The organism is Streptomyces sp. NPDC002825 (genome assembly GCF_040295385.1).
In the GTDB taxonomy this organism is placed as follows: Bacteria; Actinomycetota; Actinomycetes; order Streptomycetales; family Streptomycetaceae; genus Streptomyces.
In genome coordinates, this window is record NZ_JBEOVH010000005.1 from 15,631 (window position 1) to 35,146 (window position 19,516).

The window sequence follows — 19,516 nt, forward strand, 5'->3', positions numbered from 1 at the left end:
TCCGCTAGACCTCGCCGATATTCCTGACAAGGCGTCATCAGGCCGTAATCGCGGGGAGTTGAAGCGGAATCACGAGGACGATACCGCTCCCACCTGCGTATTCCTCGCGAAGGCGGACGGCTGAATTCCGACCCGGGATCTCAGGACAATACGACATTGGTATATGTCGCGTGTTCCATGCCTTCGGGATGTGCCGGTGGAGCGCTCCGTCCAGCCTATCCTCCGACAGGCCGGTTCCGCAGGCGTTGTGGATCAGCGGGGTGGGCATCATCGTCCGTGACGCGCGGCCGCCCGGGCGGCCGCCCACTCGGGGAGGGACGCTTCGATGGGGCAGAAGGTCGTGGCCGACGGGTTCGGCCCGTCCGACCGGCAGCAGTACCGCAGAAAGCTCCAGCAGTGTCTCGCGGGGCTCGCGCGGCTGTTGGCGGAGAAGCGGTTCGACCGGCCTCGCAATCTCATGGGCGTGGAGATCGAACTCAATCTCGCCGGCGCCGACGGGTTGCCCAGGATGCTGAACGGGCCGGTTCTCGAAAAGATCGCCAGTGCCGATTTCCAGACGGAACTCGGAATGTTCAACCTCGAAGTGAACATCGCGCCCCACCAGCTCCACGGCCGCGTATTCGACCGGCTCGCGGAAGAGATCGGCACCGGCATCGGATATGCCGACCGCAAGGCCGCGGAACTCGACGCGGGCGTCGTCATGATCGGCATACTCCCCACGCTCGCCCAGCGCGACCTGGTCCCCGAGAACCTCTCGGACAACGACCGCTACACGCTCCTCAACGACCAGATACTCGCCGCCCGCGGCGAGGACTTCACCCTCGACATCCACGGCGTCGAACGGCTGCTGTGCACCACCGAGTCGATCGTGCCCGAGGCGGCCTGCACCTCGGTGCAGCTGCACCTCCAGGTGACACCGGCCCGGTTCGCCGCCGTGTGGAACGCGGCCCAGGCCGTCTCCGGCGTGCAGATCGCACTCGGCGCCAACGCACCCTTCGTCTTCGGGCGCGAGCTGTGGCGCGAGTCCAGGCCGCCGCTCTTCATGCAGGCCACCGACACCCGGCCGCCCGAGCTGCAGTCCCAGGGCGTACGGCCGCGCACCTGGTTCGGGGAGCGGTGGGTGGACTCGGTGTACGACCTCTTCGAGGAGAACGTCCGCTACTTCCCCGCCCTGCTGCCGCTCTGCGACGAGGAGGACCCGCTGCTCGTCCTCGACCGGGGCGGCGTCCCGCGCCTGCAGGAGCTGGTCCTGCACAACGGCACCGTCTACCGCTGGAACAGGCCGGTGTACGGCTGGGTCGACGGGGTCCCGCACCTGCGCGTCGAGAACCGGGTGCTGCCCGCGGGCCCGACCGTCACGGACGTCATCGCGAACGCGGCGTTCTACTACGGGCTCGTCCGCTCGCTCGCCGACGACCCACGGCCGGTGTGGAAGCGGATGGCCTTCCAGGACGCCGAGGCCAACTTCGACACCGCCTGCCGTCACGGCATCGAGGCCGAGCTGCGCTGGCCCCGCTCCGGACGGGCCGGCGGCATCGCGACCCTCCCGGCCGTACGCCTCGTCCTCGACGAGCTGCTGCCGCTCGCCGCGGCGGGGCTCGACGCCTGGCACATCGAGCCCGCCGACCGGGACTTCTACCTCGGGGTGATCGAGCAGCGCTGTCTGCGGCGGGTGAACGGCGCCTCCTGGCAGGCCGACACCTTCCACCGCGCCCTGGACTCGGGCCTCGACCGGGAAGAGGCCCTCGCGGCGACGACCCGGCGCTACCGGGCCCTCATGCTCGCCGGCGAGCCGGTGCACACCTGGCCGGTGGGGATCGGCTGACCTCCTCCTCGTCCCCTCCATGGGCGATCATGTCCAGGTGGTCCCGGTCGGCCGGGACCACCGGAACGGCGTCGGCCCGCGACGGGGAAGTGGAGACAGGTGTGGTGTCGGAGCAACGACTGAGGGACGGTTCCCTGCCCCCCGACGGCCTGCCGCGCGGAGTGCTGCGCTCCGAGACGCTCATCGTGCTCGCGCTCTCGCTCGGGGCGAGCGCGGTGTCGGCGCTCATCAGCTTCATCGGCTCGCTGACCAAGCCGGGGGCGCTGAAGGAGCAGGCCGCGACGCTCAACGGCTCGTACGCTCCCGGCCGGCCCTGGCTCGACCTGTCCTGGCAGCTCTTCGGCATCGCCACCGCGCTCGTGCCGGTCGTCCTCGTCGCCCATCTCCTGCTGCGCGAAGGCCCGGGGGTCGGGGGGCTGCGGGCCATCGGCTTCGACCGGACCCGGCCGTGGTCCGACCTCGGGCGCGGGGCGCTGGTCGCGGCCGGCATCGGCAGCGCGGGCCTCGCCTTCTACCTGGCGGCCCGGGCGTCCGGCTTCAACCTCACGGTGGTGCCCGAGTCGCTGCCCGACGTGTGGTGGAAGTACCCGGTCCTCATCCTCTCGGCGATCCAGAACGCCGTCCTGGAGGAGGTCATCGTCGTCGGCTATCTGCTGCGCCGGCTGGGCCAGTTGGGATGGTCACCGATGGCCGCGCTGGTGGCGAGCTCGGTGCTGCGCGGCTCGTACCACCTCTACCAGGGCGTCGGCGGCTTCGTCGGCAACATGGTGATGGGCGTCGTCTTCGTGCTGCTCTACCGGCGCTGGGGGCGGGTCGGGCCGCTGGTCGCCGCGCACGCGCTGCTCGACATCGTGGCCTTCGTCGGGTACGGGCTGCTGGCCGGGAAGGTGGACTGGCTGCCCACGGTGTGACGCGACACGGAAGAGGGGGTGTACGGCTCGGTGCGGCGCCGCCGGACACGAGGGCCGCGCACCCCCTCGCGCACCTCAGACGCGGAGGTCGCCCTCGATGACCGTGACGGCGTGGCCGTTCAGGAGGGTGCGGTCGCCGCACAGGCGGGTGCGGACGTGACCCGTGCGGGCGCCGCCCTGGAAGCCGGTGAGCTCCTCGCGCCCCAGCCGGGCCGACCAGTGCGGGGCGAGCGCGGTGTGGGCGCTGCCCGTCACCGGGTCCTCGTCGATGCCGACGGCGGGGAAGAAGCCGCGGGAGACGAACTCGTACCCGTTGTCCGGGTGTTCGGCGGCGGCGGTCACGATGACGCCGCGCGAGGAGAGCCTCTTGAGGGCGGCGAAGTCCGGCGTGAGGGAGCGGACGGTGGCCTCGTCGCGCAGCTCGACGAGGAGGTCGCCGATGTGGTCGGCCGTGTCGTGGACGGCGAGGACCTCGGCGCCGAGCGCCTTCTCCAGGCCCTCGGGGACGGGGATCGGGGTGAGCGAGGAGGTCGGGAAGTCCATCGTGATCGTGCCGTCGGCCTCGGTGGTGGTGATCAGGAGGCCGCAGCGGGCCGCGAAGCGGACGGTGCCGGTCGCGGTGCCGGTGCTGTGCAGGACGTGGGCGGTGGCCAGGGTGGCGTGGCCGCACATGTCGACCTCGGTGGTCGGGGTGAACCAGCGCAGGGCCCAGTCGGCCTCGCCGCCGGCGGGCAGCGGGTGGGCGAAGGCCGTCTCGGAGAGGTTGACCTCCGCGGCGACCTTCTGGAGCCAGGCGTCTTCGGGGAAGGAGTCGAGGAGCAGGACTCCGGCCGGGTTGCCGGAGAAGGGCTGGTCGGTGAAGGCGTCGACGATTCGGATGCGCATGCGACCGACCGTACCGGGGGAGGAAAACCGCGGACCAAGGCCAATCGCGGACAACTGGACCTGATCCGGCACGTCCGCCCCGGGGGGCCGCGGGCGGGGCGAGTGGGTGGGGGCTGCTTCGATGATGTTCGGGGGCGGGGACGAGTGGTGGGCGCTGCTCTTCCACCCGGTGCTGTTGTGGGTGCCGTTCGGGCCGTTCCTCATGGCCGGGACGGGGGTGTGGTGCGCCCGGCGGGCGGGTCCGTGGCCGTGGCTGTGAACCGTACTGCTGCCGCTGGTGCCGGTCGGGGTCTCCGCGACCGCCCTGGTGCTGCCCTGGGAGCAGCCGACGCGGACCGAGGACCTCGTCGGCTACCTCCTCGTGTACGTCCTCGGGATCACCGTGCTGCCGTGGGCGCTCGGGTACGGGATCACCCGGGTGGTGCGTGCCGTGCGGGCCCGTCGTCGTGCCGGGGGCACAGAGGTGTCAGGACCATGATGGTCTCGTCGCGGTTCCGGGGGCACAGGTCCATGAGGATGCCGCGACGATCCGGCGTCACAGGGGCGCCAGGACCATGAGGATCTCGTCGCGGTCGTCGTCGGCGGCCAGCCGGAGGGCTCCGGGCCAGCGGCCGATCTCCCGCCAGCCCAGCCGGCCGTAGAAGTCCTCGAGGCCGACGCCGCCGCGGGCCGCGAGGCGCAGCTGCTCCAGGCCCATCTCGTCGCGGGCGATCGCGCGGGCGCGCCGCACCAGGTCCGCGCCGATGCCCCGGCCCCGCACCGCGAGGCGGGTCTGGACGTGGTGCAGGGTGCCCCAGTGCGCGACCAGCGGGAAGGTGTCGCGGCGGAGGCACAGCCAGCCCGCGAGGGCGCCGTCGACCGTGGCGACGACGAGGCGGCTGCTCGCCGGGTCGAGTCCGGTGACGATGCGGTCGACCGCGGCGGCGACCTCCGCCGGGTCGACCGGCGGGAAGGGGAACCCGGCCGCCCCGCCGGCGTCGCTCACCTCGGTCCAGCAGTCGACGAGGGCCTGCACGAGTCCGTCGGGCAGCGCCTCGGGGGCGGTGAACTGGGTGAAGAGCGGGGCGGAGTCCTTGCCGGTCATCCCAGGAGTGTCGCAAACGGTCCTGGTGGCCGCTCGATCAGGGGAGCTCCAGGGAGAGTTGGGTGATGCGTCGAGAGGGCGTCGACCATGCCGGTCGGGGGCGTCTCATCCGCGCTCGCGGAGGTACGCCTCCAGTTCGGCCGCCCCCGACAGCATCGCGCGGCCGCGGGCCGAGAGGCGTGCGTGCCAGTCGTTCAGCGTGGCCTCGAGGGGTTCCAGGCCGCCTGCCGTCCGTACGTGGGCGATCAGCGGGGCGATCCGCTCCAGCGGGTAGCCGCCGCGCCTGAGCTGGTGGGCCAGCCGGGCGTCCCGTACCGCGGCTTCGTCGTACACGCGGTATCCCGTCCGCGGGTCGCGCTGCGGGTGGACCAGGCCGGCGTTCTCCCACTTGCGCAGGGTCGCGGGGCGGATGCCGAGCCTCCTCGCCAGCGGTCCGACGAAGGTGCCGCCGGGCTCGGGTGGTGCCGGGGTCTTCACGTCCAGGTCGCGGAGGGCGTCCTCCACGGCGCCGAGGGTGCGCCGGTCGTCGAGGAGCTGGGCGTGGCTCTCGTCGATCAGACGGAACGCCTCGTCGACCGCGCCCTCGTTCACGGCCCGCATGATCGCCGTCGCCGTCGGGTGGCCGTGGCCCGGCAGCAGGGCCAGGAACGCGCGCAGGGCGCCGGCGTGCAGGGGGGCGTACGTGCGGTAGCCGTGGGGCGTGCGGGCGGCGGCCGGGAGGATGCCGGCCTCCTCGTAGTTCCTGACCGCCTGCGTCGACAGACCGTGCTCGCGTGCCAGATCGACCGGCCTGAGCCGAAGCTTGGTGCGGTCCGTTGTTTGAAGGTTTCTCCCCATGGGACCGATCGTATCGGGGGGCTCTTCTTCAAAAGTCTCCACTGAAAGTTCAGCGATAGCGTGGAAGGCATGGCGACTGACATCAAGGACACCACCCATGCCGTCGACGCTGCGTCCCTCCTGGGGCTGCTCCCGGCCCGGCCCCGGCTGCTCGCCCTCGGCGAGCCCACCCACGGCGAGGACACCCTCCTCGAACTGCGCAACGAGCTCTTCCGCCGGCTCGTCGAGGAGGAGGGCTACCGGACCATCGCGGTCGAGACCGACTGCCTGCGGGGCCTGCTCGTGGACGACCACGTCACCTCCGGCACCGGCACCCCCGACGAGGTCATGGAGCGCGGATTCAGCCACGGCTGGGGCGCCTCCGCGGCCAACCGCGAGCTCGTGCGCTGGATGCGCGCGCACAACGAGGGCCGGCCCGCCGCCGAGCACCTCCGCTTCGCCGGATTCGACGGCCCGCTGGAGATCACCGGCGCCGAGAGCCCCCGGCAGGCCCTCACCGCACTCCACGGATACCTCGCCGCCCACGTGGACACGGACCTGCTCCCCTGCACCCGGGCCACGCTCGACGAGCTGCTCGGCGTCGACGACCGGTGGACCGAGCCCGCCGCGATGATGGACCCCTCCCGGTCCGTGGGGCGGTCCGCCGAGGCCGGCCGGCTGAGGCTGATCGCCGACGACCTGGCGGCGCTGCTCGACGAACAGCGGCCGCACCTGTGCACGGTGAGCCCGGCGGAGGACCTGGACCGGGCGCGGCTCTACGGGCGCACCGCGCTCGGTCTGCTGCGGTACCACCACTGGATGGCCGACACCTCGCCGGCCCGGCCGGCCCGGCTCGTCGCCGTACGGGACCGGATGATGTCCCTCAACCTCCTCGCGCTCGCCGACCGGGGCCCGACGTTCGTCTACGCCCACAACGCCCACCTCCAGCGGGAGAAGAGCTCGATGCGGATGGGCGGGCGGCCGCTGGAGTGGTGGAGCGCCGGTGCGCTGGTCGGCGCCGAGCTCGGCGAGGAGTACGCCTTCGTGGCGACGGCCCTGGGCACGATCCGGCACCAGGGCGTGGACGCGCCGCCGCCGGACACCGTCGAAGGGCTTCTGTACGCGCTTCCGGAGGACCGTTGTGTCGTCGATGCCCGGCGGCTCGCCGCCGTCCTCGGCGATGCGCGGCCCGCGCCGCGCGTGTCCCCCTGGTTCGGCTACGCCCCCTTCGACCCGGGCCACCTCGCGGACTGCGACGGGCTCGTGTTCGTGCGGGACGTTCCGCAGGTCTGACGCCTGCCCAGTGCGGCCGATCGGTCGGGTCTTGCTCGGTGAACAGTTCCGATATATCGTTGAGGCATCGCGACAGTTCGACGATGGATTCTCGGTGGAAGGAGCATCGCGATGCGTTCACATGGACACGAGCACGGGCACGGCCACGGTCGTGGAGGCTGCGGCCCCGGGCCTCGGGGGGACTTCGAGGGGCGGCGTGCCGCGTTCGGGCCGTTCGGGCCCGGGTTCCGGGGTGGGCCGTTCGGTGGGCCCTTCGACAGGCCCGGGCGCGGTGGCGGCCGGGGACGGGCGCGGCGCGGTGACGTGCGTGCCTCGATCCTGGCCCTCCTGAAGGACCGCCCCATGCACGGTTACGAGATGATCCGCGAGATCGGCGAGCGCAGCGAAGGAGCCTGGAAGCCCAGCCCCGGCTCGGTCTACCCGACCCTCCAGATGCTGGAGGACGAGGGGTTGATCATCAGCGCGACCGAGGGCGGCAAGAAGCTGTTCACGCTCACCGACACCGGGCGCGCCGAGGCCGAAGCCGGTCCCGAGGCGCCGTGGGAGGAGGCCGGGCGCGGGGTCGACTGGGACGCCGTGAACGAGATCCGTCAGGCCGGCTTCGGGCTGATGGAGGCGTTCGGGCAGGTCTGGAAGACCGGCAGCGCCGAACAGCGGCAGAAGGCGGTCACCGTGATCAACGAGGCCCGCAAGAAGCTGTACCTGATCCTCGCCGACGAGCACTGAGCCGACGAGCACGGAGTCGGCCAGTACGGAGTCGGCCCGTACCGAAGTGCACAGCAGCCGGGGCCCCGCGACCGTCGTCGCGGGGCCCCGGCCGTCTTCCCGCCGGTACGGCTCAGGCCACCAGGCCCGCGAGCTTGCGCAGGGACTCGGTCAGCGCCGCCGTCGCCGAGTCCTTGAGCTTGCCCGCCATGAGGGAGACCGCCGCACCGGTGAACTCCCCGTCGATCCGTACCGTCGTCGTGTCCCCCTCCGCCGCCAGCGAGTAGCGGGTGGCGACGACGACCCCCATCGGGCCCTTGCCCCTGATGGCGAACGCCCGCTCCGACTCCAGCTCCTCCACCGTCCACACCACCTCGGCGGGGAAGCCCATCAGCTTCATGTTCTCCGTGAAGGTGGCGCCCGCCTCCAGGGCGGCGGGGCCGCCGTTCGGGAAGCCGGTGTGGGTGGCGTTCCACTCGCCGTACGAGGAGAAGTCCGTGAGCCGCGCCCAGACCTTTCCGGCCGGCGCCTCGATCCGTGCCTCCGCGCTGACTTCGGCCATGAGACCACCCCTTCACGCGTGCCAACTGGGTTCCGGTGTCGCGGAACGTAGCGGGACGGCCGTGAACATTCAATACTGATGAACCGTCAGTTCTGCCGTCGCCGGGCCCGCGCCGTCGCCGATCCACCAGATCTCGGCCGCGTCGAAGCTGTCGGAGGCCCGTGGCGCCCCGTCCTCCTCGTGGCAGTGGAAGGCCGCCCAGAACGGATCGGCCGGCAGCGCGTCCCGGGGTGCGTACACCCGGTACACGTACTGCCGCCCGTCGCGTGAGGGCAGCGCCACCATCCAGAACACGCCAGGAGGACGTACGGGAAGGGGGTCGTGGTTGCAATGGGGGCGCAAAGCAAGGCGGCGCGCGCCCTTCGGGGCCGATGAGCGCGATCTCATCCGTAAGGAGGAGGAACCGCGCGCGCGTGCCCAACTCCGGTGGGATGCGGACATGCTTCTCCCCGGTGATGTTCCGGCCGCCGCGGCCTGATGAGGTGGGAGGGTGCACCATCCCGTCCCGCGCCCTCAGTCGCTCCCGTCCGCCGTCGCCCCGCGCGCGGAGCTCGCGCCCTGTCTGACCCCTTCGCTGGCGACGGTCGTGTCGGGCGCGCGCCGCAGAGCCCTCAGGGACGGCGACCGTCAGATCGACACCGCCCACCTCCTGCACTCGCTCGTCGAGTCCGACCCCGAGGTCGGGGCCGCCTTCGAGGGCGGGCATCAGCTCGCCCGCGTCCTCGGCTATCTCGTCCAGCGCTCCATCGGCTACGGCCTGCGCTGGCAGCGTACGGAGGAGCGGTCGGCGGTCCGGCGGCTGCTCCCCGCCGCGCGCGGGCCGGAGTCCCCGGCCGCCCGTACCTCCCCCTGGTCGCCCGCCGCTGCCGCCGCCCTGGAGGGTGCCTTCCGGCGGGCCGCCGAGCGCGGCGAGCCCCAGGCCCGCGGCCTCGACCTGCTCGCCGCCCTCGCCGCCGATCCCGAGAGCCGGGCCGTCGAGGTGCTGCGCCGCGCGGGGATCGAACCGGCCGTGCTGACCGACCGTGCCACCGGCCTCCTGGCCGGCCGGGACGAGGAGCCGTCTCAACAGGTGTAACGGGGGTTACGCCCCTGACGGCGTCCTGTCATGATGGCCCGATGCACGCGTCTCAGGGGAGAAGCGCCGGCCTGGGACTCGCCCTGGCCTCGGCCTTCGCATTCGGTGGTTCAGGAGTGGCGGCCAAGCCGCTCATCGAGGCGGGACTCGACCCGCTCCACGTGGTGTGGCTCCGCGTCGCGGGCGCCGCGCTCGTGCTGCTGCCGGTGGCTTGGCGCCACCGCGACCTCCTGCGCCGCAAGCCGGCCCTCCTCGTGGGCTTCGGCCTGCTCGCCGTCGCCGGTGTCCAGGCCTTCTACTTCGCCTCGATCTCCCGCATCCCCGTCGGCGTCGCCCTCCTCATCGAGTACCTCGCGCCCGCCCTCGTCCTCGGCTGGGTCCGCTTCGTCCAGCGCCGGCCCGTCACCCGCGCCGCCGCCCTCGGCGTCGTCCTCGCCGCCGGCGGCCTCGCCTGCGTCGTGCAGATCTGGTCCGGGCTGAGCTTCGACCTCGTCGGTCTGCTCCTGGCCCTCGCCGCCGCCTGCTGCCAGGTCGGCTACTTCGTCCTCTCCGACCAGGGCGCCGGCGAGGCCGAAGAGGCCGAGCGGCCCGATCCGGTCGGTGTCATCGCGTACGGGCTGCTCATCGGCGCGCTCGTCCTCACCGTCGTGGCCCGGCCCTGGGGCATGGACTGGGGCGTCCTCGGCGGGCGGGCCGACATGGACGGGGTCAGCGTGCCCGCGTGGCTGCTGCTCGGCTGGATCGTGCTGATCGCCACCGTCCTCGCGTACGTCACCGGGGTCATCTCGGTCCGCCGCCTCTCCCCGCAGGTGGCGGGCGTCGTGGCCTGTCTCGAGGCGGTCGTCGCGACCGTCCTGGCGTGGATCCTGCTCGGCGAGCACCTGGACGCGCCGCAGATCATCGGCGGTGCGGTGGTCCTCGTCGGCGCCTTCATCGCCCAGTCCTCGACGCCGAAGGCGCCCCCGAGCGAGCCGGTGGCCGGTTCCGGTCCCACGGCCGGAACCGAGGCGTCCACCGAGCGGGACGCGCAGTTGTCCGGCCGACGGACCGCCCCTTAGGGTGCCGACCATGCATTCGACCGTGCTTCCGCCTCCCGCCGCCTAGCGCGCGCGGAGACTCTCCTCGACGAAGACCGGGCTCGGGCGGGCGATCGCCGCCGAGCGGTTCGTCGCTGCCCGCGCGCGGAGCCCAGCGACCACCGCTCACTCCTGTCTTCCACGGAGAACTCACGTGTCGAACTCCTCGGGATCCGCCCTGTCCGTCGGGCGGAGCCTCCTCTATCTGATCGTCGCCGGGATCGCCTGGGGCACGGCCGGCGCCGCCGCCTCGCTGATCTTCCGCGTCAGCGACATGGGCCCGCTCGCCCTCTCCTTCTGGCGCTGCGCCGGCGGCCTCGTCCTGCTGCTCGGCGCGCTGGTGCTGCGGCCCCGCCGGCCGGCGGCCCGCACCGAACGGGAACCGCGTGGCCGGCGGACGGCCCGTGTCCTCGGCACCGGAATCGGTCTCACCGTCTTCCAGAGCGCCTACTTCGCCGCCGTCGAGGCCACCGGCCTCGCGGTCGGCACCGTCGTCACCCTGGGTGCGGGCCCCGTCCTCATCGCGCTCGGCGCCCGGCTCACCATGGGCGAGCGCCTCGGCCGCGGCGGGATCGCCGCGGTCGCGGGGGCGCTCGCCGGGCTCTTCGTCCTCGTGCTCGGCGGAGGGGCCGCGGAGGTTCGTCCCCTCGGTGTCGTCCTCGCGGTGGTCTCGGCGGCCGGATACGCGGCGATCACCCTGCTCACCCGCCGGCTCGGCCGTGACGGCGGCGGTACGGACGCGCTGGCGACGACCACCTGGGCCTTCGCGATCGGGGCCGTCGGGCTGCTGCCGGCGGCGCTCGCGGAGGGGCTCGTCCCGCACACCGGCGCGCCGGTGACCGTCGTGCTGCTGCTCGTGTACGTGGCGGCGGTGCCGACCGCGCTCGCCTATGCGCTGTACTTCGCCGGGGCGGCCGTCGTCCGGGCGGCCACCGTCTCCGTGATCATGCTCCTGGAGCCGGTGAGCGCGGCCCTGATCGCGGTCTCGCTGCTCGGCGAGCGGCTCACCGCCGCGATCGTGCTCGGCACCCTGCTGCTGCTCGCCGCCGTGACGGGCCTCGCCCTCGCGGAGGCGCGGACGGCGGCGGAGGCGCGCAGGCGGGAGCCGGTGGCGGTGTAGGGAGATCTCCGGTGGGGGTGGGGTCTTCACGGCCCGCCCCCACCGGTGTCATCCCCGCGTACGGCGGCGCTGCTGGTGGGCCCGGGCGCTCAGGTCGCCGGGGCCCGCCCGCTCGGCGAGCCGCTCGGAGACCCGCTCCTGGATCTCCTGCGGCTTGTTGCCCGCGTACTTGAACTTCGCCCGTACGTCGGTCACCTCCAGGCTCAGGACCCGGATCCCCGACAGCATCCGGCCGAAGGGGGCCTCGCCCGGGGCGACCTGCGCGGTGCCGCCCTCCGGCTGGAAGTGGGCGACCTGGCGGTTGAGCAACGCGGCCTTCTCCGCCGGATCGTCCACCAGACGTGCGGTGCAGCGCAGTTGGACGGCCGCGTAGTACGAGGTCGGCGTGCCGTGCTCGGACGGCGCTCCCTCGGGGGCCGTCCAGTGCCCGGGTACGTAGACGTAGTCGTCGACCACGCTCAGGAGCACCGTCGGGTTCGCCTCCAGGGCGCGCCAGAGCGGGTTGGGCCGGGCCAGGTGGGTCAGCGCCCTGCCGTACGGGCCGGGCTCGGGGTCGTACCGGAAGTGCATCGGCTGCACCCACGGCGGCTCGCCCGCCGGGCCGTTGACGGCGAGCTGGCCGAAGTCGTGCCGGGAGAGCCAGTCGCGCCACTCGCCCTCGCCGTGGGCGGCGTCCCAGGGGTGGATCAGCATGGTCGGTCCGTCCTTCCTTCCTGATTCGGAGCGCGCTGTCGGAGCGCGGTCTCAGAGCGCGGCGAGGTAGCCGGGCAGGGCGACGGACGGGTCGAGGTCGTCCGACGGGACCGGGGTGCCGTAGACGCCCTGGACGGGGATCACGCCCGACCAGTGGGGGAGGGCGAGGTCCTCGGGGTCGTCGTTGGGGCCGCCGGTGCGGACCTTCGCCGAGACCTCGTCCAGGTCGAGCCGGATCACGGCGGTGGCGGCGAGCTCCTTGGCGTTCCCGGGGCGCGAGTCGGTGGAACGGCCGGGGACGACGTGGTCCACGAGGGCGTCGAGGGCCGTCCTCAGCTCCTCGGGGTCGGTGACCTGGTGGGCGGTGCCGTGGACGACGACCGAGCGGTAGTTGAGCGAGTGGTGGAAGGCGGAGCGGGCCAGCACGAGGCCGTCGACGTGCGTCACGGTGAGGCAGACGGGCAGTCCGGGCGCCGCCGCGCCGTCGCCGGCGGCGCGCAGCGGCCGCGAGCCGGTGGAGCCGTGGACGTAGAGCCGCTCGCCGACCCGGCCGAACAGCGTCGGCAGCACCACCGGCGCGCCGTCGCGGACGAAGCCGAGGTGGCAGACGTAGGCCTCGTCGAGTATCGAGTGGACGAGTTCCTTGTCGTACGAGGCGCGGTGGCGGGAGCGGGTGGGCACCGTGCGGTCGGTGGGCGTGTAGGTGTCGCTCGGCGCGGACGGGGCGGAGGTGGTGCTCGTGTCGGCGGCGGCGCTCATTGCGTACTCCATTGCACTAGTGCATAATCGTGTTTGTGCTAGGAGAGTATCGGATCGAAGGCCGTCGCGCATCGGACATCGCAGGCAGCGTCGAGCGGGGCGTGGGTACGGGCGCGCTGCAGCCCGGCCAACTGCTGCCGCCCATGCGGGAATTGGCGCTCACCCTCGGCGTGAACCCGAACACCGTCGCGGCCGCCTACCGCACCCTGCGCGAGCGCGGGGTCATCGAGACGGACGGCCGGCGAGGCAGCCGGGTGCGGCCGCGCCCCGCGACCACCGCGCGCGGCTCGATTCGCGTGGAGGCCCCGGCGGGGGTCCGGGACGTGAGTAACGGCAGTCCCGATCCCGCCCTGCTGCCGCCCCTCGGCGAGGCCTTCGCCGAGGTCGCCCGGCGGTACGCCGAGCGGCCCGGGATGTACGGAGAGGCCCCCGTCGACGAGGAGTTCGGGCGCCTCGCCCGCGCCGCCTTCGACGCGGACGGCGTGCCCGCCGGACCGATCGGCGTCACCTCGGGCTCCCTCGACGCCGTCGAGCGGGTGCTCGCGGTCCACCTCAGGCCCGGTGACGCCGTGGCCGTCGAGGACCCGGGCTGGGGCAGCCTCCTCGACCTCGTGCCCGCGCTCGGGCTGCGCCCGGTGCCGGTCGCGGTCGACGACGAGGGTCCGCTTCCCGAGGCGGTCGAGCGGGCGATCCGGCAGGACGGGGCGCGGGCGGTGATCGTCACCGACCGGGCGCAGAACCCGACCGGGGCCTGTGTCACCGAGGGCCGGGCCCGAGAGCTGCGGCGGGTCCTCGCCGCGCACCCCGGCGTGCTGCTCGTCGAGGACGACCACGGGCACGGGATCGTCGCACAGCCGCTCCACCCGCTGGCCGGTGTCACCGACCGCTGGGTGCTGGTCCGTTCGGTCGCCAAGGCGTACGGGCCCGACCTGCGGATCGCCGCCTTCACCGGCGACGCCGAGACCGTCGACCGGGTGCTCGGACGGCAGCGGCTCGGCCCCGGCTGGGTCAGCCGACTGCTCCAGCGGACCGTCGCCCATCTCTGGGCCGACGACGCGGTGGACCCGGCCGCCGTCGCCCGCGCCTACGGCGAGCGGCGCGACGGACTCGTGCGGGCCCTGGCCCGGCGCGGCGTCGAGGCGCACGGGCGGAGCGGCATGAACGTCTGGGTCCCGGTCTCCGACGAGACCGGTGCGGTGGCCCGGCTCCTCGCCGCGGGCTGGGCGGTCGCGCCGGGCGCCCGCTTCCGGATGGACGCGGGGCCCGCGGTCCGGCTCACCGTCTCCGGCCTCGCCGCCGCCGACGTCGAGGCGCTCGCCGAGGCCGTGGCGGGGGCGGCGGGGCCCGCACCCGCGCGGAGCTACGGGTAGCGCGCTCGGTGTCGCCGTCTCCGCGCGGCCTTCTTCCCATCTGCCGCGCGGGGCACGCCCGTTCCTCGCGCAAGTGACGTTTCTCTGGTGAAAGCGCTACGCCGGGAGAGTGAGTAAAGCGCCCGTACAGCGATGTTCGTCCTTGGTTCAGGAAATCATCAGGTTTTGGTAAAGCCCCGCCGTGTTGCGGCGGTTCTTCACCCATGCCGTGTTTTCCCGAAATGACCAGGAGTCAGACCTTGAGTTACGGAAGCAGTCTGCGCGAGGCCGTCGCGGCGCCCGGCACCACCCCGCTGATCGGCGTCTACGACATGTACTCGGCGTCCGTCGCCGCCGACCACTACGACGGCATGTTCGTCTCCGGCTTCGGCTTCGCCGCCTCGTACTACGGGCTCCCGGACATCGGCTTCATCGCCTGGCCCGACATGGTGGCCTTCGTGCAGCGGCTGCGCGGCGCGTTCCCCCGCCACCACCTGCTCGTGGACATCGACGACGGTTACGTCGACCCCGAGGTGGCCTGCCATGTCGTGGAGGGCCTGGAGCGCATCGGCGCCTCGGGCGTGATCCTGGAGGACCAGAAGCGGCCGCGCAGGTGCGGTCACGCGGACGGCAAGCAGGTGCTGCCGCTCGACGAGTACCTGGCCAAGCTCAAGATGGTGCTCGCCACCCGGCGGGACATGGTCGTCGTGGCCAGGACCGACGCCACCGACGAGGCCGACATCCTGCGCCGGGCGGAGTGCCTGGCCGCCACCGACGCCGACGTGGTCCTCGTGGACGGCGTACGCAGCGTCGAGTGGATCCACCGGATCCGCGAGGTGGTCGGCGGCAAGCCGCTGCTCTTCAACCAGATCGCCGGAGGAAAGTCGCCGCGGCTCTCCCTCGACGAACTCTCCGACCTCGGCGTCGACGTGGCGATCTACAGCACGCCCTGTCTCTTCGCGGCGCACGAGGCGATGGACTCGGCTCTCGTCGAACTGAAGCGGGCCAACGGCCGGCTGCCCTCCTTCGACCCCGCGACCGGGGTCGGGGTCGCCGCCTCGACCCGGCTCCTGGAGCGGAACATCGCCCGCCACCAGACGGTGCCCGAGCGGGTGGGCGCATGAGTCCGCTGATCCCGCGCCAGTCAACGGCTCCCCGGATTCCGCTCAGGACGCCGTTCAAGGCGCTCGGTCTGGCGGCGGCCCTCCTGGCGGCGGGCGCCGCGCCGGCCGCGGCCGGCGGCAGTCTGCTGACCGTCATCGACAACTCGCACGCCGACTCCGTCGTGGAGATCGACCGGGCGGCCAACGTCCAGTACGGCAGCAGCGGCACGGCGGGCAGCGATCACGACGGCAGTGCCGTCGACGCCCTGCAGACCCTCTTCGGCGGGACGCGGTCGGGCGGCGACTGACGTCCGACGCGAACGGAACGGCCGGACACCGCCCTCGTGGTGTCCGGCCGTTCCCGTGCCCCGCCGCTCCGTGCGGTCAGTCCTCGGTCAGGTCGGGGCGGCCCAGCTCGTCGAATTCGACGGGCTCCGGACCGTCCACGGGGGCGACGACCGCCGTGGCTCCGGCGGTGGCGGGGGCCGCCTGCGCCGGGCCGGCGAAGCCGAGGAAGGCGCCGGTCACGGCCAGGCCGGCGAGGAGTGTGCGGGGGAGTGTCGTGAGGTTCATGCCCGGGGAACGATCTTGTCCCCACGGGGGTCACGGAGAGTGGCACGGGAGAGGGAGAGGCGCCCGCCGGAGGCGCGCACGCCCGCCGTCCGGGTGGAGGCGCGGGTCTGGGTGAGGGCCGCGCCCGCCAGGACCACGAGCGCGCCGGCCGGGGTGTTCCAGGTGAGCCGCTCGTCCAGGAGCGCGACGCCCGCCGCCGTGGCGATGACGGGGATGAAGTACGTGACCATGGCGGCCGTCGTCGGGCCGACCTCCGCCACCACGCCGTACTGGAGCAGCATCGCGTACCCCGTACCGAGCGCGCCCAGTGCGATCACGGAGAGGAGGGGCATGACCTCGATCGACGTGGGGAGTGAAGTGAACAGAGGGGTCACCACGGCCAGTTGCAGGGTCGCCAGGCCCACCTGGGAGCCCGCGAGGGAGAGGTTCGAGACGCCGCTGCCGCTCAGGGTCCTGCGGACGTAGATCCAGCCGACCGCGTAGCTGAACGAGGCGAGCAGGGCGAGGGCCGTGCCGGTCACGTCGAGGCCGGAGAAGCCCTGCCAGGCGCCGAGGACGGTGAGCACGCCGATGAATCCGATGCCCAGACCGGCAGCGCGGACCCGGGTCGGGCGGTCCTCGGAGAGCGCCACGAGCGAGAGAACCATGCCCCACAGCGGGGTCGTCGCGTTGCAGATGCCCGCGAGCGTCGAGGGGATGGTCAGCTCCGCGTAGGCGAAGAGGCTGAACGGCAGCGCGTTCAGGAGGAAGGCCGCGACCGCCAGATGGCCCCAGACGCGGACGCCGCGCGGCAGCCGGTCGCGCTTCACGACGATCGCGACGGCGAGCACCGCCGTACCGAAGAGGAGGCGCCCGAAGCTGACCTGGAGAGGGGCGAAGCCCTCCGTGCCGACCTTGATGAAGAGGAAGCTGAAGCCCCAGACGAGGGCGAGGATGCCGAATCGGATGCGCCAGTCGAGGAGGTGTGAAGCGGGGGAGGGCGAGGGTGCGGAGCTCATGCACTCAGGGTGACCGGAACGACGTCTTAGAACAAGCGAGAATTCCTCGACCCCTCCCCTTAGGATTGCTTACATGTCGAAGCCGGAGCGGACGTCCTGGTCCCTGAGGCGGACGTCTTGAACCTGGAGCGGTCCTGTTGAACCTGGAGTGGACATGTTGAACCTGGAGCGCCTGCGTACCCTCGACGCCGTCGCCCGGCACGGCTCGGTCAGCGGCGCGGCCGACGGTCTGCACGTCACCACCTCGGCCGTCTCCCAGCAGCTGTCCAAGCTGGAGCGCGAGGTCGGACAGCAGCTCCTCGCCAAGAACGGCCGGGGCGTGCGGCTCACCGACGCCGGGCTGCTCCTCGCCGAGCACGCCGCCCGGATCCTGTCCCAGGTCCAGATGGCCCAGGCCGACATCGAGGCGCAGCGGGGGCGGGTCGTGGGCGAGGTGCGGCTCGCGGCCTTCCCGACGGCGGCCCGCGGACTGTTCCCCACCGCCCTCGCCGCGCTGCGCGCCGGCCATCCCGAACTCCGGGTCCGTACGGCCGAGCTGGAGCCGGAGCCCGGCGTGCGGGCGGTCCTGCGCGGCGACGCCGACCTGGCCATCGTCCTGGACTGGAGCAACAAGCGGGCGCCGGTCCCCGGCGGCCTGGAGCGCGCCCATCTCCTCGACGACTCCGCCGACGTGGCCCTGCCCGCCGGGCATCCGCTGGCCGGCCGGGAGGCGGTGGACCTGGAGGATTTCGCCGACGAGGAGTGGGTCTCCTGGCCCGAGGGCGAGTTCTGCCACGACTGGCTGATGTTCACGCTGCGCTCGCAGGGCATCGAGCCGCGCATCGGGCACTTCGCGGGGGAGCACCACACCCAGCTGGCCCTGGTCGCGGCCGGGCTCGGGGTCTGCGTCACGCCCCGGCTGGGGCGACCGGTGCCGGACGGGGTCGTCTTCGTTCCCGTACGGCAGAAGGTCCGGCGTCACATCTACGCCACCTGGCGGGCCGACGCCGGCCGCCGCCCCTCCGTACGGGCGGTGGTCGCGGCGCTGCGGGCGGCGGCGGAGCCGCTGGCGAGCTGAGACCGGGGGTCAGAGCCCCGCGAGCTTGCGGAAGTCCCAGGACGCGATGGCGTCCGGGGTCAGCCGGAGCCAGGCGTGCCGGCCGTCGTGCGGCATGCTGTCGAGGCCGAAGTTCTTGGCGGCGAAGAGCTGCTCGGGAACGTCGAGTTCGGGGCACGGCTCCCCGGTGCGCGGCGCCTCGCCGACGAAGACGGCCGTCCCCGACAGCTCGACCCCGCGCAGCTCGCCGTACTCCTCGCCGGCATCCACCACGACCGCGATCCTCGGATCGGCGCGCAGCTCCGCCCAGCGCCGGCTGCGGGTGATCGAGTACAGCCACAGCGAGGAGCCGTCCCAGACGAACCAGAGCGCGCTCACGTGCGGGCGGCCGTCGGCGGAGACGGTCGCGACCCGGCAGGTGTGCTGTTCGGCGAGGAAGGAGTCGAGCTCGGCCGGGGTCATCATGATCCGGCGTCCACGGCGCTGTGCGACGGCCATCGTCCGCACCCTTCTGGATTTCTGATGAGACGTCAGAAAGCATGGGGGGCCAACCGCGAGCGTGCAAGGGGAGGCCATGGGTCAGAGTCCGAGAGAACGGCTCCGGGAGCGGATCCGCCCGGACGGCGGAGTCGTCCTGCTCACCGTCGAGTGCCAGCAGGGGGTCGTCGGACCCGACAGCGCCCTGCCCGAACTGGCCGCGGTCGCCCGCGCGTCGGGCGCCCTGCGGAACGTCGCCCGGCTCGTCGCCGCCGCGCACGCGGCCGACGTCCAGGTGATCCACGCCGTCGCCGAGCGGCGCCCCGACGGACGGGGCGCCAACACCAACGCCCGGCTCTTCACGGCCGCCGCCCGGCTGCCCGTGCAGCAGCACAGCGGCAGCAGGGCCGTCCGGATCGCCGAACCGATCGAGGTCGCCGACGAGGACCTGATCGTCCGGCGCCTGCACGGCCTCTCGCCGCTGGCCGGCACCGACGTCGACGCGCTGCTCCGCAACCTGGGCTGCCGCACCCTGATCGTCACGGGCGTCTCCGCCAACGTGGCCGTGCCCAACGCGGTCTTCGACGCGGTGAACCTCGGCTACACGGTCGTCGTGCCCGGAGACGCCATCGCGGGGGTGCCGGCCGACTACACCCCCGCGATGATCCGCCACACCCTCGCGCTCGTCGCCACGATCACCACGACCGACGAGGTCCTGGGCTGCTGGAAGGCCCCCAGGCGCACCGGGGGTGCCGTCAGCCGGGGCTGATCTCCTCGCCCACCACCTGGATCGGCTCCGGCGGCAGCGGCGCGGGCGCCGGGCCCGACTTCACGCTGCCGTCCGAGATGTCGAAGTGGCTCTGGTGGCACGGGCACACGATGACGCCGTCCTTGATGCTGCTCACGGCGCAGCCCTGATGGGTGCACTTCGAGGAGAAGGCCTTGAACTCGCCGGCCTTCGGCTGGGTGATCACCAGGCCCTTGTCGGCGAGGATCTTCCCGCCGCCCACCGGGATGTCCCCGGTGCGCGCGAGCGCGCCGCCCTCCGGTGCGGTGTTCTTCTCGTCGGCGCCGCCCCCGCAGGCGGCGAGCGCCGCCGCCAGGCCCGCGCTGCCCGCCGCCGCGACCACCGTCCGGCGTGCCACTCCGCTCATGTACTGCCCCTCTTTCCTCGAT

At 73.0% G+C, this 19,516-nt stretch carries 25 protein-coding genes; 14 read left to right on the forward strand and 11 right to left on the reverse strand.

Features of this window, described 5'->3' with window-relative positions:
- The first annotated feature begins 325 nt into the window (after nt 1-325).
- Together ABT041_RS08555 and ABT041_RS08560 are read left to right on the forward strand one after the other, a co-directional pair.
- Entirely contained in the window at nt 326-1,825 is a 1,500-nt protein-coding gene (locus ABT041_RS08555) for a glutamate-cysteine ligase family protein (protein ID WP_351181113.1), read from the forward strand.
- Between the two features lie 119 nt (nt 1,826-1,944).
- Nucleotides 1,945-2,736 (forward strand): CPBP family intramembrane glutamic endopeptidase, encoded by a 792-nt coding sequence (locus tag ABT041_RS08560; RefSeq protein ID WP_351181960.1) that lies wholly within the window; start codon nt 1,945-1,947, stop codon nt 2,734-2,736.
- Nucleotides 2,737-2,811: 75 nt separating this feature from the next.
- On the opposite strand, the gene ABT041_RS08565 is transcribed toward ABT041_RS08560, so the two are convergent.
- Complete coding sequence (locus tag ABT041_RS08565; protein WP_351181115.1) at nt 2,812-3,621, reverse strand: PhzF family phenazine biosynthesis protein; 810 nt, start codon at nt 3,619-3,621, stop codon at nt 2,812-2,814.
- Between the two features lie 106 nt (nt 3,622-3,727).
- Between ABT041_RS08565 and ABT041_RS08570 the strand changes: the two genes are divergently transcribed.
- Both ABT041_RS08570 and ABT041_RS08575 read left to right on the forward strand, forming a co-directional pair.
- Complete coding sequence (locus ABT041_RS08570; protein ID WP_351181117.1) at nt 3,728-3,880, forward strand: hypothetical protein; 153 nt, start codon at nt 3,728-3,730, stop codon at nt 3,878-3,880.
- 18 nt (nt 3,881-3,898) lie between these two features.
- Nucleotides 3,899-4,099, forward strand: coding sequence for a hypothetical protein (locus ABT041_RS08575; RefSeq protein WP_351181120.1), 201 nt, complete (start codon nt 3,899-3,901; stop codon nt 4,097-4,099).
- 57 nt (nt 4,100-4,156) lie between these two features.
- Here the strand turns inward: ABT041_RS08575 and ABT041_RS08580 are convergent, their stop codons facing one another.
- Nucleotides 4,157-4,705, reverse strand: coding sequence for a GNAT family N-acetyltransferase (locus ABT041_RS08580; protein ID WP_351181123.1), 549 nt, complete (start codon nt 4,703-4,705; stop codon nt 4,157-4,159).
- Nucleotides 4,706-4,810: 105 nt separating this feature from the next.
- The gene (locus ABT041_RS08585) at nt 4,811-5,542 is read right to left on the reverse strand and encodes a TioE family transcriptional regulator (protein WP_351181126.1); all 732 of its coding nucleotides are present in this window, start codon (nt 5,540-5,542) and stop codon (nt 4,811-4,813) included.
- 69 nt (nt 5,543-5,611) lie between these two features.
- Here ABT041_RS08585 and ABT041_RS08590 point away from each other — a divergent pair, with 69 nt between their 5' ends.
- On the forward strand, nt 5,612-6,814 hold the full coding sequence (locus tag ABT041_RS08590) for an erythromycin esterase family protein (RefSeq protein WP_351181129.1): 1,203 nt from the start codon (nt 5,612-5,614) through the stop codon (nt 6,812-6,814).
- A gap of 111 nt (nt 6,815-6,925) precedes the next feature.
- On the forward strand, nt 6,926-7,540 hold the full coding sequence (locus ABT041_RS08595; protein WP_351181132.1) for a PadR family transcriptional regulator: 615 nt from the start codon (nt 6,926-6,928) through the stop codon (nt 7,538-7,540).
- A gap of 112 nt (nt 7,541-7,652) precedes the next feature.
- Here ABT041_RS08595 and ABT041_RS08600 read toward each other — a convergent pair whose 3' ends face one another.
- A complete protein-coding gene (locus ABT041_RS08600; RefSeq protein ID WP_351181135.1) occupies nt 7,653-8,081 on the reverse strand; it encodes a type II toxin-antitoxin system Rv0910 family toxin in 429 nt (142 codons plus the stop codon).
- A 69-nt stretch (nt 8,082-8,150) separates the two neighbouring features.
- On the reverse strand, nt 8,151-8,375 hold the full coding sequence (locus ABT041_RS08605; protein WP_351181138.1) for a hypothetical protein: 225 nt from the start codon (nt 8,373-8,375) through the stop codon (nt 8,151-8,153).
- Nucleotides 8,376-8,571: 196 nt separating this feature from the next.
- Between ABT041_RS08605 and ABT041_RS08610 the strand changes: the two genes are divergently transcribed.
- The 3 genes from ABT041_RS08610 (at nt 8,572) to ABT041_RS08620 (ending at nt 11,352) form a co-directional block, all read left to right on the forward strand.
- The gene (locus ABT041_RS08610; RefSeq protein WP_351181141.1) at nt 8,572-9,156 is read left to right on the forward strand and encodes a Clp protease N-terminal domain-containing protein; all 585 of its coding nucleotides are present in this window, start codon (nt 8,572-8,574) and stop codon (nt 9,154-9,156) included.
- Nucleotides 9,157-9,197: 41 nt separating this feature from the next.
- Entirely contained in the window at nt 9,198-10,214 is a 1,017-nt protein-coding gene (locus tag ABT041_RS08615) for an EamA family transporter (protein ID WP_351181144.1), read from the forward strand.
- A 172-nt stretch (nt 10,215-10,386) separates the two neighbouring features.
- Nucleotides 10,387-11,352, forward strand: coding sequence for a DMT family transporter (locus ABT041_RS08620; RefSeq protein WP_351181146.1), 966 nt, complete (start codon nt 10,387-10,389; stop codon nt 11,350-11,352).
- Between the two features lie 48 nt (nt 11,353-11,400).
- Here the strand turns inward: ABT041_RS08620 and ABT041_RS08625 are convergent, their stop codons facing one another.
- Both ABT041_RS08625 and ABT041_RS08630 read right to left on the reverse strand, forming a co-directional pair.
- Nucleotides 11,401-12,045 carry an FMN-binding negative transcriptional regulator gene (locus tag ABT041_RS08625; protein ID WP_351181149.1) on the reverse strand — a complete coding sequence of 215 codons (645 nt, stop codon included), beginning with the start codon at nt 12,043-12,045 and terminating at the stop codon, nt 11,401-11,403.
- A gap of 51 nt (nt 12,046-12,096) precedes the next feature.
- Entirely contained in the window at nt 12,097-12,804 is a 708-nt protein-coding gene (locus ABT041_RS08630) for a pyridoxamine 5'-phosphate oxidase family protein (protein WP_351181152.1), read from the reverse strand.
- Nucleotides 12,805-12,839: 35 nt separating this feature from the next.
- Between ABT041_RS08630 and ABT041_RS08635 the strand changes: the two genes are divergently transcribed.
- The 3 genes from ABT041_RS08635 to ABT041_RS08645 all read left to right on the forward strand — a co-directional run bounded on the left by ABT041_RS08635 (nt 12,840) and on the right by ABT041_RS08645 (nt 15,564).
- Nucleotides 12,840-14,174 carry an aminotransferase class I/II-fold pyridoxal phosphate-dependent enzyme gene (locus ABT041_RS08635; RefSeq protein WP_351181155.1) on the forward strand — a complete coding sequence of 445 codons (1,335 nt, stop codon included), beginning with the start codon at nt 12,840-12,842 and terminating at the stop codon, nt 14,172-14,174.
- A 239-nt stretch (nt 14,175-14,413) separates the two neighbouring features.
- Complete coding sequence (locus ABT041_RS08640; protein WP_351181158.1) at nt 14,414-15,277, forward strand: isocitrate lyase/PEP mutase family protein; 864 nt, start codon at nt 14,414-14,416, stop codon at nt 15,275-15,277.
- Nucleotides 15,274-15,564 (forward strand): hypothetical protein, encoded by a 291-nt coding sequence (locus tag ABT041_RS08645; protein ID WP_351181161.1) that lies wholly within the window; start codon nt 15,274-15,276, stop codon nt 15,562-15,564. The genes ABT041_RS08640 and ABT041_RS08645 overlap by 4 nt, the downstream gene beginning before the upstream one ends.
- A 76-nt stretch (nt 15,565-15,640) precedes the next feature.
- On the opposite strand, the gene ABT041_RS08650 is transcribed toward ABT041_RS08645, so the two are convergent.
- A complete protein-coding gene (locus ABT041_RS08650) occupies nt 15,641-15,829 on the reverse strand; it encodes a hypothetical protein (RefSeq protein WP_351181164.1) in 189 nt (62 codons plus the stop codon).
- A complete protein-coding gene (locus tag ABT041_RS08655) occupies nt 15,826-16,827 on the reverse strand; it encodes a DMT family transporter (RefSeq protein WP_351181167.1) in 1,002 nt (333 codons plus the stop codon). The genes ABT041_RS08650 and ABT041_RS08655 overlap by 4 nt, the downstream gene beginning before the upstream one ends.
- A 154-nt stretch (nt 16,828-16,981) precedes the next feature.
- Here ABT041_RS08655 and ABT041_RS08660 point away from each other — a divergent pair, with 154 nt between their 5' ends.
- Complete coding sequence (locus ABT041_RS08660) at nt 16,982-17,884, forward strand: LysR family transcriptional regulator (protein WP_351181170.1); 903 nt, start codon at nt 16,982-16,984, stop codon at nt 17,882-17,884.
- Nucleotides 17,885-17,893: 9 nt separating this feature from the next.
- Here ABT041_RS08660 and ABT041_RS08665 read toward each other — a convergent pair whose 3' ends face one another.
- The gene (locus ABT041_RS08665) at nt 17,894-18,361 is read right to left on the reverse strand and encodes a pyridoxamine 5'-phosphate oxidase family protein (RefSeq protein WP_351181172.1); all 468 of its coding nucleotides are present in this window, start codon (nt 18,359-18,361) and stop codon (nt 17,894-17,896) included.
- A gap of 76 nt (nt 18,362-18,437) precedes the next feature.
- Here ABT041_RS08665 and ABT041_RS08670 point away from each other — a divergent pair, with 76 nt between their 5' ends.
- A complete protein-coding gene (locus tag ABT041_RS08670) occupies nt 18,438-19,109 on the forward strand; it encodes a cysteine hydrolase family protein (protein ID WP_351181175.1) in 672 nt (223 codons plus the stop codon).
- Here ABT041_RS08670 and ABT041_RS08675 read toward each other — a convergent pair.
- Nucleotides 19,096-19,494 carry a Rieske (2Fe-2S) protein gene (locus tag ABT041_RS08675; protein ID WP_351181178.1) on the reverse strand — a complete coding sequence of 133 codons (399 nt, stop codon included), beginning with the start codon at nt 19,492-19,494 and terminating at the stop codon, nt 19,096-19,098. The two genes, ABT041_RS08670 and ABT041_RS08675, sit on opposite strands and share 14 nt — an antisense overlap.
- Nucleotides 19,495-19,516 lie beyond the last annotated feature (22 nt).

Excerpts from the sequence above, each read along its gene's own strand:
- ABT041_RS08670 (WP_351181175.1), top strand. The coding sequence starts at position 18,438 with ATGGGTCAGAGTCCGAGAGAACGGCTCCGGGAGCGGATCCGCCCGGAC.
- ABT041_RS08590 (WP_351181129.1), top strand. The coding sequence starts at position 5,612 with ATGGCGACTGACATCAAGGACACCACCCATGCCGTCGACGCTGCGTCC.
- ABT041_RS08565 (WP_351181115.1), bottom strand. The coding sequence starts at position 3,621 with ATGCGCATCCGAATCGTCGACGCCTTCACCGACCAGCCCTTCTCCGGC.
- ABT041_RS08615 (WP_351181144.1), top strand. The coding sequence starts at position 9,198 with ATGCACGCGTCTCAGGGGAGAAGCGCCGGCCTGGGACTCGCCCTGGCC.
- ABT041_RS08645 (WP_351181161.1), top strand. The coding sequence starts at position 15,274 with ATGAGTCCGCTGATCCCGCGCCAGTCAACGGCTCCCCGGATTCCGCTC.
- ABT041_RS08665 (WP_351181172.1), bottom strand. The coding sequence starts at position 18,361 with ATGGCCGTCGCACAGCGCCGTGGACGCCGGATCATGATGACCCCGGCC.
- ABT041_RS08625 (WP_351181149.1), bottom strand. The coding sequence starts at position 12,045 with ATGCTGATCCACCCCTGGGACGCCGCCCACGGCGAGGGCGAGTGGCGC.
- ABT041_RS08650 (WP_351181164.1), bottom strand. The coding sequence starts at position 15,829 with ATGAACCTCACGACACTCCCCCGCACACTCCTCGCCGGCCTGGCCGTG.
- ABT041_RS08655 (WP_351181167.1), bottom strand. The coding sequence starts at position 16,827 with ATGAGCTCCGCACCCTCGCCCTCCCCCGCTTCACACCTCCTCGACTGG.
- ABT041_RS08595 (WP_351181132.1), top strand. The coding sequence starts at position 6,926 with ATGCGTTCACATGGACACGAGCACGGGCACGGCCACGGTCGTGGAGGC.
- ABT041_RS08660 (WP_351181170.1), top strand. The coding sequence starts at position 16,982 with ATGTTGAACCTGGAGCGCCTGCGTACCCTCGACGCCGTCGCCCGGCAC.
- ABT041_RS08555 (WP_351181113.1), top strand. The coding sequence starts at position 326 with ATGGGGCAGAAGGTCGTGGCCGACGGGTTCGGCCCGTCCGACCGGCAG.
- ABT041_RS08585 (WP_351181126.1), bottom strand. The coding sequence starts at position 5,542 with ATGGGGAGAAACCTTCAAACAACGGACCGCACCAAGCTTCGGCTCAGG.
- ABT041_RS08600 (WP_351181135.1), bottom strand. The coding sequence starts at position 8,081 with ATGGCCGAAGTCAGCGCGGAGGCACGGATCGAGGCGCCGGCCGGAAAG.
- ABT041_RS08580 (WP_351181123.1), bottom strand. The coding sequence starts at position 4,705 with ATGACCGGCAAGGACTCCGCCCCGCTCTTCACCCAGTTCACCGCCCCC.
- ABT041_RS08630 (WP_351181152.1), bottom strand. The coding sequence starts at position 12,804 with ATGAGCGCCGCCGCCGACACGAGCACCACCTCCGCCCCGTCCGCGCCG.
- ABT041_RS08675 (WP_351181178.1), bottom strand. The coding sequence starts at position 19,494 with ATGAGCGGAGTGGCACGCCGGACGGTGGTCGCGGCGGCGGGCAGCGCG.